This is a genomic window from Amycolatopsis sp. AA4, assembly GCF_002796545.1.
In the GTDB taxonomy this organism is placed as follows: domain Bacteria; phylum Actinomycetota; class Actinomycetes; order Mycobacteriales; family Pseudonocardiaceae; genus Amycolatopsis.
This window is the reverse complement of record NZ_CP024894.1, coordinates 111,392-124,699: the sequence shown is the minus strand read 5'-3', so window position 1 is coordinate 124,699 and position 13,308 is coordinate 111,392. Positions and strand designations below refer to the sequence as shown.

Annotated in this window: 13 protein-coding genes and 1 tRNA gene; 3 read left to right on the top strand and 11 right to left on the bottom strand. The window is 68.6% G+C overall.

Annotated elements, in window-relative coordinates:
- Positions 1 to 21 precede the first annotated feature (21 nt).
- The 6 genes from CU254_RS00575 to CU254_RS00550 all read right to left on the bottom strand — a co-directional run bounded on the left by CU254_RS00575 (position 22) and on the right by CU254_RS00550 (position 5,734).
- Complete coding sequence (locus CU254_RS00575) at positions 22 to 1,410, bottom strand: hypothetical protein (RefSeq protein WP_009071756.1); 1,389 nt, start codon at positions 1,408 to 1,410, stop codon at positions 22 to 24.
- A 91-nt stretch (positions 1,411 to 1,501) separates the two neighbouring features.
- Entirely contained in the window at positions 1,502 to 2,557 is a 1,056-nt protein-coding gene (locus CU254_RS00570; protein WP_037712117.1) for an ATP-NAD kinase family protein, read from the bottom strand.
- A 143-nt stretch (positions 2,558 to 2,700) separates the two neighbouring features.
- On the bottom strand, positions 2,701 to 2,922 hold the full coding sequence (locus tag CU254_RS00565; RefSeq protein ID WP_009071751.1) for a heavy-metal-associated domain-containing protein: 222 nt from the start codon (positions 2,920 to 2,922) through the stop codon (positions 2,701 to 2,703).
- Positions 2,923 to 3,104: 182 nt separating this feature from the next.
- Complete coding sequence (locus CU254_RS00560) at positions 3,105 to 3,308, bottom strand: cold-shock protein (protein WP_009071749.1); 204 nt, start codon at positions 3,306 to 3,308, stop codon at positions 3,105 to 3,107.
- 211 nt (positions 3,309 to 3,519) lie between these two features.
- Positions 3,520 to 3,795, bottom strand: a complete 276-nt coding sequence (locus CU254_RS00555; protein WP_037712115.1) for a hypothetical protein — start codon at positions 3,793 to 3,795, stop codon at positions 3,520 to 3,522.
- A 295-nt stretch (positions 3,796 to 4,090) separates the two neighbouring features.
- A complete protein-coding gene (locus CU254_RS00550; RefSeq protein ID WP_009071745.1) occupies positions 4,091 to 5,734 on the bottom strand; it encodes a thiamine pyrophosphate-binding protein in 1,644 nt (547 codons plus the stop codon).
- Between the two features lie 124 nt (positions 5,735 to 5,858).
- On the opposite strand from CU254_RS00550, the gene CU254_RS00545 reads away from it, so the two are divergent.
- From CU254_RS00545 to CU254_RS00530, 3 genes are all read left to right on the top strand, one after another.
- A complete protein-coding gene (locus CU254_RS00545) occupies positions 5,859 to 7,139 on the top strand; it encodes a hydroxyacid-oxoacid transhydrogenase (RefSeq protein ID WP_009071743.1) in 1,281 nt (426 codons plus the stop codon).
- The gene (locus CU254_RS00540) at positions 7,133 to 7,540 is read left to right on the top strand and encodes a thioesterase family protein (protein WP_009071740.1); all 408 of its coding nucleotides are present in this window, start codon (positions 7,133 to 7,135) and stop codon (positions 7,538 to 7,540) included. Before CU254_RS00545 ends, CU254_RS00540 begins: the two co-directional genes overlap by 7 nt.
- A gap of 446 nt (positions 7,541 to 7,986) precedes the next feature.
- A tRNA-Lys gene (locus tag CU254_RS00530) sits at positions 7,987 to 8,062 on the top strand.
- 41 nt (positions 8,063 to 8,103) lie between these two features.
- Here the strand turns inward: CU254_RS00530 and CU254_RS00525 are convergent.
- Genes CU254_RS00525 through CU254_RS00505 form a run of 5 tightly spaced genes read right to left on the bottom strand, consistent with a single transcriptional unit; the run spans position 8,104 to position 13,050 of the window.
- Positions 8,104 to 9,297: a site-specific integrase gene (locus tag CU254_RS00525; RefSeq protein ID WP_009071737.1), complete on the bottom strand. Its 1,194-nt coding sequence runs from the start codon at positions 9,295 to 9,297 to the stop codon at positions 8,104 to 8,106.
- Positions 9,297 to 9,494: an AlpA family transcriptional regulator gene (locus CU254_RS00520; RefSeq protein WP_009071735.1), complete on the bottom strand. Its 198-nt coding sequence runs from the start codon at positions 9,492 to 9,494 to the stop codon at positions 9,297 to 9,299. The genes CU254_RS00525 and CU254_RS00520 overlap by 1 nt, the downstream gene beginning before the upstream one ends.
- 18 nt (positions 9,495 to 9,512) lie before the next feature.
- Positions 9,513 to 11,105 (bottom strand): replication initiator, encoded by a 1,593-nt coding sequence (locus tag CU254_RS00515; protein ID WP_009071733.1) that lies wholly within the window; start codon positions 11,103 to 11,105, stop codon positions 9,513 to 9,515.
- Positions 11,105 to 11,491, bottom strand: coding sequence for a hypothetical protein (locus CU254_RS00510; RefSeq protein WP_009071732.1), 387 nt, complete (start codon positions 11,489 to 11,491; stop codon positions 11,105 to 11,107). The genes CU254_RS00515 and CU254_RS00510 overlap by 1 nt, the downstream gene beginning before the upstream one ends.
- Positions 11,488 to 13,050 carry an FtsK/SpoIIIE domain-containing protein gene (locus CU254_RS00505; RefSeq protein WP_009071731.1) on the bottom strand — a complete coding sequence of 521 codons (1,563 nt, stop codon included), beginning with the start codon at positions 13,048 to 13,050 and terminating at the stop codon, positions 11,488 to 11,490. Before CU254_RS00505 ends, CU254_RS00510 begins: the two co-directional genes overlap by 4 nt.
- Positions 13,051 to 13,308: the final 258 nt, after the last annotated feature.

Below are 13,308 nucleotides of genomic sequence, written 5' to 3'. Positions count from 1 at the left end.
GGACGAAGTGCCGCGACCGGATCACCGGTACTCCCTCAGTCTCTCCCGCACGCCGACTGTGATGCCGCCCGCCGCGAACACCGCCAGCACGCCGACGCCCGCCGCGAGCGCGGTGAGCGCGTTGTCGCCGGATCTGGTGCTGTCGAGGAATTCCTGCCGGCAGACGTCGATCGCGGCCTGGAGGTTCGTGTCGAGCCGGGCGAACGCGGCGGCGGCGCTGTTCGGGCTGACGCTCGTCGCGAAGTCGACCGCCTCCTGGTACTGCCCGCCGTCGTCGAGGCGGCGGACCTGAAGGTGGGCGAGCGACCATTCGCGCGCGGCCTGTTCCGCCGCTTCGATCTTCTGCTCCCCCGCGGTGCCGGACGCGAGACCGCGAGCCTCGCCGAGCAGGCCGCCCTTGCCGTCGGCGCCGACGAGCTTCTCGGCCAGCTTGATGAACTGCTGCTCGTACGCGCCGCCGTCGCCGCGTGCGACCAGCGTCAGGGTTTCGTCCGCCCGGGCCTGCAGCGCGTAGATGCGGGACCGCACCAGGATGTCGACCTGCGACGTGCCGTCGGTGCGCCCGGTCGCGACGAGGCTGCCCTGCACGACGAGCGCGACCGCGCCCCACAGCAGCGACAGCACGACGCAGCCGGTGGCCACGAGCAGTCCGATGTTCAGCACCCGGTTCGTCCGCCGGGTCAGGTAGATCTGCGCGGCCACGAGCGCCGCGAGGAGCACGACGACCAGCGCGACCGCCGCCCACGGCACGTCGCTGCTGCTGTCCTGCTCGTCGAAAAGCTTCTTGGTGTGCGCGTTGTAGAGCGCGTCCGCGGCGGGCAGGATCGTCGTGCGCATGAGCTGCGAAGCCTCGCGCAGATACGAAGCGCCGGACGGGAAACCCTGCCGGTTGTTCGCGCGCGCGGTCTCGACGATCCCGGTGTAGACCGGGACCTTCTGGTTCAGGATGTCCACCTGGTGGGCGGCGTCGCCGACGTCGGCGGTGTCGGACGCCGCGCGGGCGAGCGCGGATCCCGCTTCAGCGATGTCCTGCTCGTACCGCTTCCGCAGCGCGGGCGGTTCAGTGCCGACGGAAAGAAACGCGCTGGCGGCCGTCGCGTCCGCGTCCGACAGCGAGCGGAACACCTGCTGCGCGGCCGCCGCGAGAGGTTCGCGGTGGTCGATCAGGCCGTTGATCGTGTTGTCCTTGTCTTTTACGGACAACACGCCCACGAGGCCGGCCACCAGCGAAAGCAGCACCAGGGCGACCGCGATCAGCGAAAGCTTGCCGGGCGTGGTGGTCGTGGATCTGACGACCGCGCGCACCGCCTGGCCGGGCAGGTCCAGCAGGCCGGCGATTCCGCTGCGGCCCCGAAATTCCTCCGGTGGGGGCTCGGCAGTCGTTTCCGGCCGCGTCGCAGTGCTGCTCATCCCCGATCCTCCCCATGTGCCACTCGCAGAAGGTAGCCGGTCGGGCAAGCCGCAGCGAACGACACCCGGAAGGTGTCACCTGCACGTGATCTCAGCCAGCGCACCGACCGTGGCTTCGGCCTTTTTCCGCGGTTCCGCTTGTCGCGGCACTGCGTAGCAACCCCTGGGTTGCCGCTTCGGCCATCGCCGCGCGTACGTCGACGCACCATGGACCGTCGGCGCGCAGTTCGACGTACGCGCCTTCACCGTTCTTCAGCTCCAGCTCGCGTTCTCCGTCGACTGCGATAACACCGCCACCTGCGGCAAGGTCCACGCGCACGCCGGGACGCAGGACTCCCCAGCCGCGTACACCGACTGGACGCACCACGCCGGGCGCGATCGCGGCGTGCACCACGTATGCGGAACTCTCGACCGGACCAAGCTGGAGCGCTACGCCATCCGCGCTGGAACGAGAACTCGGACACAGCTGGCCGGCGATGCTCGACAGGCCGATGCCGTCCGGCTCGGCGAAGGTGCAGTACAGCTCAGTGAGCGCGGTGGGATCCCAGAGCGCCTTCGCGCCGACGTGCTTGTTCATCGAGACCGCGACGTCCACCAGCGCGATCTCGCGCCGGTTCTTCGTGACGACTTCCAGCATGCTGACCCGCTGGGTCACGAGGTCGGCGTCGACCTGGCCGCTCGCGACCATCCCGGCGGCGAGCCCGGCCACCGTGGCCTCTCCGGCCTGCGGAAACGCGTTGTTGGTGCCCGTCGGCAGCGCGAGCAGCGGGACGTCGCCACAGGCCTTGGCCGCGACCCGGGCGGTGCCGTCGCCGCCGAGGCACACGATCACGCCTGCCCCGGCGTCGACCATCCGGCGCACCGCGTTGACGGTGTCCTGCGCGGTGCCGGTGAGCGTGTCCTCGTCGCAGAACTCCACCTGGGGCAGCGGTTCGCGACCGAGGTCGTGCAGCACGGCGGCGGAGATGCCGCCGAGGTCCGTGGACAGCAGCGTGCGCTCGACGCCGGTCACCGCGAACGCCGACAGCAGCCGGCGCACCAGGTTGGCCTTCTCCTCGACCGGAACGGCCGAGGCCTGCGTCACGAGTCTCCGGATGTCCTGTCCGGACGCGGGGTTCGCCACGATTCCCGCAACGACTTCCCCCATCGACAACCCCCTCAATCCGCTGCCGCCAGGGGACCAGCACACGCGTCCGGCCGCGCGGAGGAAAGGGTTGCACGGACGTTGCATCGGCCGTGCCTCCACGCCGGCCAGAGCCTACCTTGGGTTCTCGCGCGGCTACCCGTCGTTCAGACGAGAGAAGCAAGTCCTTCGTAGGTGTACCCGGCTTCTTCGACCGCCGCGCGGACGGCGGTCTCGTCGAGGGCTTCGGCGCTGCGGACCGTCACGTGCCCGGTTTCGACGTCGACAGTCACGTTCTCGACCCCGGGGACCTCGGTCAGTTCCTCGGTGACCGACTGCGCGCAGTGGCCGCAGGACATCCCGGTGACGAGGTAGGTGTTTTCGCTCATGTCCGCGAGCCTACGAGCCCCCGGACTGTCCACGATCGGGTGATCCACAATGGCCGGTCCGGCATAAAAAGCCTTGTCCGGCAAGACAATCCGCATCGTGAGACGGCCGGAAGAGGGCGGAGACGAAAGAAGCCACCACCCCCGCGACCGGGAGTGGTGGCGACTTAGCGATTAGACGCAGGTCAGATCAGGCTGACCGACGTGGCCTGCGGGCCCTTCTGGCCCTGGCCGATCTCGAACTGCACGCGAGCGTTCTCCTCGAGGGTACGGAAACCGTTGCCCTGGATCTCGCTGTAGTGCACGAAGACGTCGCCGCCGCCGTTGTCGGGAGTGATGAAGCCGAACCCCTTCTCGGAGTTGAACCACTTCACGGTGCCCTCAGTCATCTAAACAATCTCCATACATAACACCAAAACAGGAAGCCGACCGACGTCCTGGGCCCAGACACGGGCGAGATGCGTTCCTCGTGGAGGAAGCCCACGCCCGCTGAGTTCTGCGAGCGTGCATTACCACGAACACAAAAATCGAGACCAAGGAAAGTAAAGCACAGCGGAGCGGGACCGGACAAGCCGACTCACCCCAGTTCGCGAGACCGGGTCACTCCCCGCTGGCGTGGCGCAGCGGCGCGTCGAACGGCGAACGCCAGTCCGCGCCCTGGTCGGACGCGACCACGGCTTCGTCGTGGGCTTCCGCACTGGCGCTGAACAGCACCGGAACCACTCCGGACCGGTTCTGGGCGGGCACCTCGACGGCCTGTCCCTGTTCCGGCTCCTCGCGCACTACGGACACCAGCGCACCGGCCCGCGCGGACCGGGCGCGGCCGCGAGCAGTCGCCGCTGCGGTACGGGATTTCCCGTCCTTTTCGTCGGCCATGACGAACTCCCCTCGTTCCTTCCCCGCCCCGAGCGGGGGATGACCGCGATGGTGCCATCCGGCACCGACAAAATCCGGCCGAAACCGGTTGTCCCCACCCCTGAAACGCGCCGAATGGCCGCGCACGAGCCGGGGAACGTGTCCACCCGGGAATTTCCCCAACCGAACGCCTGCCGAACCTCGCCGGGCGAACCGGGTCCGGATGCCGAACCCCGGGAACACCGTCAGGTTACCTGAGCCAACCCCCGCCAGCCACCGAACATTCCCGGCGTTTCCTTGTGTTCTCAGGAAGATTTCAGGTCCCGGAGGGACGCGGGGCTCCGAGAAGCGTGCTCAGCCGGACGTCCGGGGTCACCACATCCGGGTCGGTCCGGACGTCGATCACGCACGGCCGCTGCCGGACGAGCGCGCTCGCGATGATCGGTTCGAGCCGCTCGCGATCGTCCACCGTGTACCCCGCCGCGCCGAGCCCACGCGCCCACGAAGCGAAGTCAGTCAGCGGGATGGTCACTCCGGACAGCCGTCCGTGCGTACGCGCCTGATGCATCGCGAGCGGACCGTGCAAGCCGTTCTGGAACACGACCACCATCACCGGTGCGCGGTAACGCACAGCGGTCTCGATCTCTTGCCCTGTCATGAGCGTGCCCGCGTCGCCGACCATCGCGACCACAGCGCGCCGCGGTTCGGCGAGCTTGGCAGCTATCGCCGCAGGGACCGCGTACCCCATCGCGGCGTTGCTCGGGCCGAGCTGGCTGCGCGGAGCGGTGAAGCACCAATAGCGGTGCATGAACTGCGCGAAGTTGCCAGCGTCACTCGTGACGATGGTGTCCTCCGGCGCGAGCTTTCGCAGCGCGCGCACGACGTCGACCGGATGTACGCGCGTGTTGTTGCTTGTGTTCGGCGGTGTCATGAAGGTGTGCACGGCGGCGTTCGCGGCCGACGCTCGGCGCGTACGCGGCGAAGCGATCGCGCGCAGCTCCTTCAGGAACGGTTCGACCTCAGTGTCCACGCGGAAGGTCAGGCCGCGACGGCGCTGTTCGTCGATGCCAGTGCCGACAAGGACAAGCGTCTGCTGTGGAGTCGGGTAGCGGAAGCCTTGCGTCGTGACTTCGTCGAGCTGTGTGCCGAGCGCGAGCACGAGGTCGGCCCGTTCGAGTGCGTCGAGCTGACGCGCGGGGATGCCGAGACCGAGGTGTCCGGCGTAGCGCGCGTGGTTCTCCGGGAACGCGTCCTGGCGGCGGAAAGCGTTGTACACCGGGAGCGCCAGCTCGTCCGCGACCGCGATCAGTTCGTCCCGCGCGGACCGGGCGCGTCCGCCGACGATGACCACCGGGTAGCGCGCTTCGTCCACCAGCCCGGCCACCGCTTCCGCCGAACGGCCCAGCGTTCCGGTGGCCGGCGGGCGAACCTTCGCCACCGGTTTGGCCGAGTCGTACGGGACGCCCCACGCGTCGCTGGGCACGCCGATCACGACCGGACCCGGCCGTCCTTCTCGGCACCGGGCGAGGCCTTCGGCGAGCAGATGCGGCACGTCGTCGGGATCGTCCGCGCGGACGCACCATTTGGCGATCGACTCGAACATCCCGGTCGAATCGGACGTCGGGACCTCGCCGGTGAGCACCGGGTCGAGCGCGGGGGTTTCGAGCAGCACCACCATCGGCGTCTCGTCCTGATACGCCGTCTGCACGCCCATGACCAGCGCGGCAGCGCTCGGGCCGCGGCTCGCGAGCAGCACGGCGGGACGTTCGGTGAGCTTGCCCTCGGCCTCGGCCATGAAGGCCGCGCCCGAATCGTGGCGCGCCGAAACGAGCGTGACGTCGCGCTCGCGGCGGAGCGCGTCGAGCAATTCCAGGAACGACTCACCGACGACCGCGTACACCCGGCGGACCCGGGCCTCGTTCAAGACGCGTACGGCCGTTTGCGCGACGGTGGTTCCCACTTGGTATCTAATGAGGAGAGCTTAGGGCGGCACCGTGAACCGGCGTCAAGTGATCTTGAGCAACTCGCCGCCGGATTGTGCCGATTGCCGGATCGGGCCGCCCACCAGTTGGGAGGACGCCGTCGTGACATCCGCCGAACATGAGACTGTTTTCACTTACGGGGCTCCGGCGCTCAAATACGGAAGCGGGTCGAGCGACGAGATCGGATACGATCTCGCCCAGTTCGGCGCCCGGCGCGTGCTCGTGGTGACCGACCCGGTCGTCGCGGCGACCGGATGGCCGGAGCGGATCGCCGAGGGCATCCGCGGCTACGGGATCGCGGCCGAAACCTTCGACGGCGTCCAGGTCGAACCCACCGACGTCAGCATGCGGAAGGCCGTGGACTTCGCCCGCGGCACCGGTCCGTACGACGCGTTCGTCGCGGTCGGCGGCGGTTCCAGCATCGACACCGCGAAGGCCGCCAACCTGCTGACCAGCAACGACGGTGAGCTGATGGACTACGTCAACGCGCCGGTCGGCGGCGGCCGCGCGCCGGCGAACCCGCTGAAGCCGCTGGTCGCGGTGCCGACGACGACCGGGACCGGGTCGGAAAGCACCACGGTGTGCGTGCTGGACGTGCTGTCGCTGCGGGTGAAGAGCGGGATCAGCCACCTGCGGCTGCGTCCCACGCTCGCGGTCGTGGACCCGCGGCTCACGGCCAGCCAGCCCGCCGGGGTCACCGCGGCGAGCGGGATGGACATCCTGTGCCACGCCGCGGAGAGCTACACCGCCAAGCCCTACACCGAGTTCGACCGGAAACGGCCGGAGGAGCGGGTGCCGTACTGCGGGGCGAACCCGCTGGCGGACATGTTCGCGGAGAAGTCGCTGCAGCTGCTGTCGTGGGCGCTGCCCGCCGCGGTGCGCGACGGCGAGGACATGGCCGCGCGCGAGGCGATGGCGCTGGCCGCGACGTTCGCCGGGCTCGGCTTCGGCAACGCCGGCGTGCACATCCCGCACGCCAACGCGTACCCGATCGCCGGGCAGGTCCGGGATTTCCACCCCGACGGCTACCCCGGCGACGAAGCGATGGTGCCGCACGGCATGGCCGTCTCGCTCACCGCGCCCGCCGCGTTCCGGTTCACCTTCGCCGCGAACCCGGAACGACACCAGCGCGTCGCCCGGCTGCTGGCCCCGGACTTCGAATGGTCCGGCGACTTCGCCGACCACCTGCCCGCCGTGCTGACCACGCTGATGAAGGAGATCGGGCTGCCCGCCGGAATCGGCGCGGTCGGCTACACCGAGTCCGATGTGGACTCTCTAGTCGAGGGAACGCTGAAGCAGCAACGATTGCTGGCCACCGCACCCCGCACCCCGTCCGAAAAGGACCTGGCGGACATTCTGCGGGAGTCGGTGCAGCTGTGGTGAACTATCCGCATTGGCAGACGGTTCCGTTGCGCTGGAAGGACAACGACGTCTACGGCCACGTGAACAACGTGGTGCACTACTCGTTGATGGACACTGTGATCAACACCTGGCTGATCGAACGCGGCGGCCTCGACATCGAATCCGGGCCGGTGATCGGGCTGTGCGTGGAATCTCGTTGTGCTTACCACGCTTCGGTTTCGTTCCCGGACACGCTGCGGATCGGACTGCGGGTAGCGCACCTCGGCCGGTCGAGCGTGCGGTACGAGATCGGGATGTACACCGCGGCGGAGACCTTGGTGGCGGAGGGGCATTTCGCGCACGTCTTCGTGGACCGCGAATCGCGGCGGCCGGTGGAAGTGACCGGGAAGCTGCGGGAATCGCTGGCGGAACTGGCTGGTTGAGCACGCCGGGCCGGCCGCCCGGGTTCGCGCAAGTGTTCCGCCAGCTCCGGAGGTTCGTGCACCGCGAACGCGCGGCCGAGGCTGGTCAGCCGAGCCACTCCAGGGTGTCGGCCGGGCTGCCGACTCGTCGGGCGGGAAGTGTGCAGCTTCCTGGTCACGTACTCCGCCGGGTCCGTGGTCGTTCTACTCGAGTGCCGGGCTCGCCTGGCCACGAGGCCCGACCGGGGTGCACAGCGGAATGCCTGGCGATCCGGCGGCTGGCGGTAGCGGGCGTCGGAGATCGCCCACTGGCCTCTCGATAACCCGGACCGACCCCACTTCATCGCGATGGACCAGCCGGAGTCCTACGCAGCCGACCTCGCCCGGTTCGCGACGAACCCCCGGTCGCGACTCGCGGTGCCAGGCCCTGGCGAAGGGCTGGGCGCAGCCCGCTAGACTGAGCGCGCGGGCCGTTAGCTCAATTGGTAGAGCTGCGGACTTTTAATCCGTAGGTTCTGGGTTCGAGCCCCAGGCGGCCCACCAAAACCCCAGGTCAGCGGCTATCTGGTTGCGACCGAGCAAGATCAGCTCCCCGGTTTATCCCCGGTTTTGGGCTGGGACGGATTATCCAGTAGCCCCTCCAGGGCCATCGCCGTGACCGGGTCGACCGCCTTCCGCTCCAGGTAGTTGTCCTGCGTCATCGACACCCGCGAGTGGCCGAGGTGGTCCGAGATCAGCCGGGTCGGGATGCCCGCGTCGTCCAGCGCGGTCGCCGTCGTCTTCCGGAAGTTGTGCGACGTCAGCCAGATGAAGTCATCGCCACCGCGGATCTCCCGGATGACCCGCAGGACGTTGTTCGGGTCCCGCAGCCCGCCAACCGTGCTGGCGAAAACCGGACTCGCCAGCGACCGGCCGTCCTTCCGCGCCTCAGCCCACCGCCGCTTCAACAGCGCCAACGCCCAGGACGGCAACGGAAGCGCACGCAGGCTGGACTCCGTCTTCGGCCGAGGCTTCCGCAGCAGCCCTTCGCCCTTGACCCGGACCACCGTGTGCGTGACGTCGACCGTCCCCGCCACGAAGTCAATGTCCTCCCAATACGTCGCCAGCGCCTCACCGACCCGGACACCCGCAGCCATCATGAAGCGGGACAGATCCGGCAGGTCCCAGCGCCGCGCCTTCTCGTTGGCCTCGACCCGAGCCAGCCACTTCGCACGCTCCTCCGCGTCCAGGGCGCGCGGCTTCTTCTTGCTCTTCGGGATACGCCGGGTGTCCCGCGTCGGGTTGCTGTCCACCGCGTCGTACCGCGCGGCGAGGCCGAGCATCCCCGACAGTGCCGTCCTCGCGGTCTTGGCCGTCGAAGGCCCGACCGTCGACTGGAGAGCGCCGAGGAACCGATCCAGCCGCATCACCGTCGCCTCGCGCACCCGCAACTCCCCCACGCCCGGCGTCACATGGCGCTTAAGGATGGACTCGTACGTCGTGGCCGTCGTCGGCGATTTGGTTCCCTCGCGGACATCCTTGCGGATCTGCTCTATCCACACGTCGGCGAGATCCTTCAACTTGGTTTCCCGGGTGATCTCGCCCGTGGTCGACCCGGTCCAGTCCTTGAATGCGTCCCGAAGCCGTTGCGCCGCTTTGCCTTTCGTCTTCCCCGACCGCTCGACCTCGCGCGTCTTGCCGTCGAAGTCACGGAAGAGAGCACGCGCGCGGTAGCCGGTCGGAATTGCCGAATAGCGGATCTCGCCGTACGTCCCGATCTCCAGCTGAGGGCGAGGCATCACGCCACCTCGTCCGACAACTGGTCGACCCACGCACTGACGTCCTGCGGCCGATAACGGATGTACTTGCCGACCCTCCGACCAGCCGGGCCGTAACCCTTGGTACGCCACTGGTACAGCGTCGAGACCGGGACGCCGAGGAACTCCGAGACATCCTCCACCGTCCACAAACGACTGAATTGCACGTAGTTGTCCATCAGTTTCCCCCTTCCCGATCAAGCCGCGAGCTGAGTTGCCGAAGTTTCCGGCGGACTAGCCGCGAGTAGCGCGCGGTCGTATTCGGCTTTCCAGGCGATGCGTTCGGCGATCGCGTGCATCACCAGATGCGGTCTGGGTGGCACGTGCGGGTCGGCGGCGTCGACCTTGCGCCAGACGAGCCGCGCCGGATCCGGTTGCGGCTTCTCGATCCCGACAGCGGCCAGGGCGTCCATCACGAACGCCTTCCGGTCGGCCTTGTGATCCACCAGCGTCTTGCCCGACCACTTCCGCGACACCAGAACCCGACGGCCCGGCAGGCCGAGGGTGGTCCGTCGGTGCGCCCGGCCCTTGCAGTGCCCCGGGGTGGTTTTTGCGTTGGCTCCCTTGGGTTGGATGCCGTAGAGCAGCCACACCGCGCAGCGAGGCGAACAGGGCGTGACGGCCAGTTCGGCATGGAGCCGGTCGTGGTGATCGGCCAGGGCCGGGGTGTCAGCCTCGACCACTTCGCCGGTGGACTTGGTGAGGTATTTGGTCAGGTAGCCAATGTGGCGGCCGGCGTCTTCGGTGCCGCCGAGGATGCCCTTGGAGTGGACCTGGCGGCCGAAGGTCACCACGTGCGCCGGTTCCTCGACCTGGTCCACCGCGTCGTCCCAGGTCAGCAGGGGTCGACGGGTGTCGGGGTCGACAAATCCCCGCTCCGGGCCGTCCCACGCGGGCATCCGGTCGGCGTAGACGATCTCGTCGTGCTTCGGCCACCACACCTGGTGATACGTCGCCTCGGTGACCTGCCGGATCACTTCGTGCGGCACCGTTCCCCGGATCGCTGCGTGCAGGTGCGGCGCGGTCCGCTTCTGCGGTTCCACGGTCGCGAAGTACTGCACGTCCCACCCGACGACCCGGCGCAGGTTCTGCCACCACCGATCCACCAACGCGGAGAAATGCACCGCATCCCGAGCCGCCCGCCGGTAGTCGTAGGCGGCCGGATTCACCGGCGAACCGTCACCGCGGACCGGGCCGTAGGTGTCGCAGGTCAGCGTGACGAACATCGACGGACGGAACCGCCCCGCGTACTCCCTGCCTACCGTGGTCTTGGCGACCTTGCGCCGGGGCAGGTTCGGCGCGTCCTGTCGCCGCTTGGTCGACCGCTTCACCGGCTTCTTGGTCGGCAGGTCTACGGAGGGGAGACGGCCCCGGACCCCGAGTTGCCGAAGTTCTTCGTCCACACCACGGATCTCGGCCCTCAGTTCTTCCGCTTCTGCGGGGTCGGTGTCGGCGACTTCGCGGTAGGAGGCGACGAGATCAGCCCGGTAGGCCAACAGTTCGGTTTGGTCCTCGGTTGGCTCGTCGGGCGTGAGGTCGGGTTCTTCGGTCAGGTGCCAGCCCTCGCGGCACTGGACTTGCCGCAGCGCCTTGGCTTTCCGCGCACACGGCAGGCACACCGATTCCACAGTGGACCCGCACGGCACCGGCACGTACCGCAACTCTCCGGTGTCCTGGTCGCCGACCTCCATCGTGAACGGCCGCACGCACACCCCGTGCTTCTCCGCCGTCGCCCGGATCACATCGTCGGCCAACGGCATCCGCATCCGCTCCGCTCGTGTCCCTTCCATCAGGCCGCCGCCTCCCCTCGCGAAGCCCACCCGCGCAGCACCTGCACCGGCATCGGCTGCCTGTCCCCTGCCGGAAGATCCGGGAACACGCTCGGGTCGAACACCACCGCGCCGTAAACGCGCACCGGGATCCCGCACGGCGTCCGGCCGACGATCCCGACGTGCACCCAGCCGCCCGCAGCGATCCGCCACAACGTCGCGGTGACGTCGTCGAGAGTGTTCGCCCAGGTCAGCAGCGCCCGGGCGACCTCGGCCAGGCCGTCGACGTCCAGTTGCACCGTGATCGGCCTAGACCACGCGGAGACGTCCAGTGACGCGACCGGCGGCAGCTGGTGCAGGTCGAGGTGGTCCCGGATGGCGTCGAGGAAGATCATGAGCCGGTTCATGCCGCCCTCCTTTCCTCAGCCCGTGCCTGGTCGAGGTGGTGGGCGCCGCCGTTGGTGACGTACTGCTCCAGGGCCTTCACCGTCTCGTCCGAGACCCAGCCCGCACGGACCCGCAGGGGTTCGCGAATACCCTCGCCCCACACGTAACCGGTGCCGGGCATCGTCTCCGGAATGCGGTTGGCCCACGCCCCGCGTTCGTACGCGCCGTCGCCCAGCACCATCCCGACGTGGTTTTTGGAGGTGACGCGCAGGCAGACGCGGCGGGTGAACAGCTCCCGCACAGGCACCGTGTCCTTCGTCGGCTCCTGCACATAGCCGCGGACCGACACCCCCAACGCCCGGCCCTGAGTGTTGAGGACCGCGACGTGCTCCACGATCGCCTCGCGGGTCTTGCGGTCGGTGTAGCGGGTCAACGCGCCGATCTCGTCGAACTCCAGCAGCTCCAACGGAAACTCCGCCGACAACGGCACATCCCGCGTGTTCCCAGCGAACTCACGCTTCCGCCGTTCCAGCTCGTCCCGCAGACCCTCCAAGAGTTCGAGGGTGTCCTTGCCGGAGACCGCGTAGCGGGCGAAGATCCCGCGCCCGTAAGCCAGTTCCATGCCCTTCGGGTCCACACCCGACACCCGCACCAGCCCGGAACGGATCGCCGAGGCCGCCGACACCAGCGGGCACCACATCACCGAGTTCTTCCCCGCACCGCTGGCACCGGCGACGAGGATGTGCGCGCCCGCACCGGTCAGCGGCAGCCGCCACGGCGTCCCGTACTCGGTGGTTCCCGCGAACACCGCGCGCAGGTTCACCCGAGCCGGTTCCAAGCCGGGCAGGGGCTGGGATTTCACGGGGGTGGTGAGCAGGTCGCGGCGCATGAAGTCCAGCGACACCACATCCGGCGCGATCTCGCGCACCTGCACCCGCGACACCTTCCGCGCCGTCGCCAACGCCCGCGCCGCCTCGTCGAAATCCTCCGGCTTCTGCCCCGGCACCAACCGGACGCGAACCTCGTCCCACGACGCACCCGACCGCACCCGCACCAACGCAGGCACCGCCACCCCCGACGTCTTCCGCGCCTGCGTGACAGCCTGGCGCTTCCGCCGCCGCGACACCAGGTTCACCGTCACGTCCACCGGGATCGCTTCGTCGCGGACAGTCAGTCCGCAGGCATGCAACCAGTCCGGCAGCTTGCGCCCGTAGACCGCCCAGCGCAGCCACCACGCCCGCATCCACCGACCGCACCACCGATCGAACCCGACCACGTCGAGCTGATTCCAGACCACCGCGATCAGCACCAGCGTCACGAACACGACCGTCAGCGACAGCCAGCCCCACCACCGCAACCACACCACGATCACGACCAACGCGAGACAGGTCCGCCACCGAGTCACGATCTGCCGCACCAGCCAGCCGACCGCCCGCAGCACCGTCCAGAACGCGAAACCCAGAAACGCCAACGCCGCCAGCGTTTCCACAATGGACGCCAACGCACGCCCCAGCTTCGCCAGCACCCACAACACCACCGCGACACCCGCGCCGACAGCAATCAACACCGCCGCATTCATCGGCGCTCACCGCCCTCAGCCGCGGCGAGGTCAAGCGGCAGCATTCCTTGACATGCCGCGCACTTCGTTTCGCCCCGCACGAGGCGAGTGAACTTTTTGCATGCGGCGCAACGCATCCGGGTGACCCCCGTTGACGCACGCCGTCCAGAACCGGTTATGTTCGTCATTGTTCACTTCCCAGTGGACAGCGCAGAACCGGTGAAGGTTGGCATCCAGAGGCCGGTTCTGCGTTTATACGGAACAATTCCAAGCGCATCA

Excerpts from the sequence above, each read along its gene's own strand:
- CU254_RS00575 (WP_009071756.1), bottom strand. The coding sequence starts at position 1,410 with ATGAGCAGCACTGCGACGCGGCCGGAAACGACTGCCGAGCCCCCACCG.
- CU254_RS00570 (WP_037712117.1), bottom strand. The coding sequence starts at position 2,557 with ATGGGGGAAGTCGTTGCGGGAATCGTGGCGAACCCCGCGTCCGGACAG.
- CU254_RS00565 (WP_009071751.1), bottom strand. The coding sequence starts at position 2,922 with ATGAGCGAAAACACCTACCTCGTCACCGGGATGTCCTGCGGCCACTGC.
- CU254_RS00560 (WP_009071749.1), bottom strand. The coding sequence starts at position 3,308 with ATGACTGAGGGCACCGTGAAGTGGTTCAACTCCGAGAAGGGGTTCGGC.
- CU254_RS00555 (WP_037712115.1), bottom strand. The coding sequence starts at position 3,795 with ATGGCCGACGAAAAGGACGGGAAATCCCGTACCGCAGCGGCGACTGCT.
- CU254_RS00525 (WP_009071737.1), bottom strand. The coding sequence starts at position 9,297 with ATGCCTCGCCCTCAGCTGGAGATCGGGACGTACGGCGAGATCCGCTAT.
- CU254_RS00520 (WP_009071735.1), bottom strand. The coding sequence starts at position 9,494 with ATGGACAACTACGTGCAATTCAGTCGTTTGTGGACGGTGGAGGATGTC.
- CU254_RS00515 (WP_009071733.1), bottom strand. The coding sequence starts at position 11,105 with ATGGAAGGGACACGAGCGGAGCGGATGCGGATGCCGTTGGCCGACGAT.
- CU254_RS00510 (WP_009071732.1), bottom strand. The coding sequence starts at position 11,491 with ATGAACCGGCTCATGATCTTCCTCGACGCCATCCGGGACCACCTCGAC.
- CU254_RS00505 (WP_009071731.1), bottom strand. The coding sequence starts at position 13,050 with ATGAATGCGGCGGTGTTGATTGCTGTCGGCGCGGGTGTCGCGGTGGTG.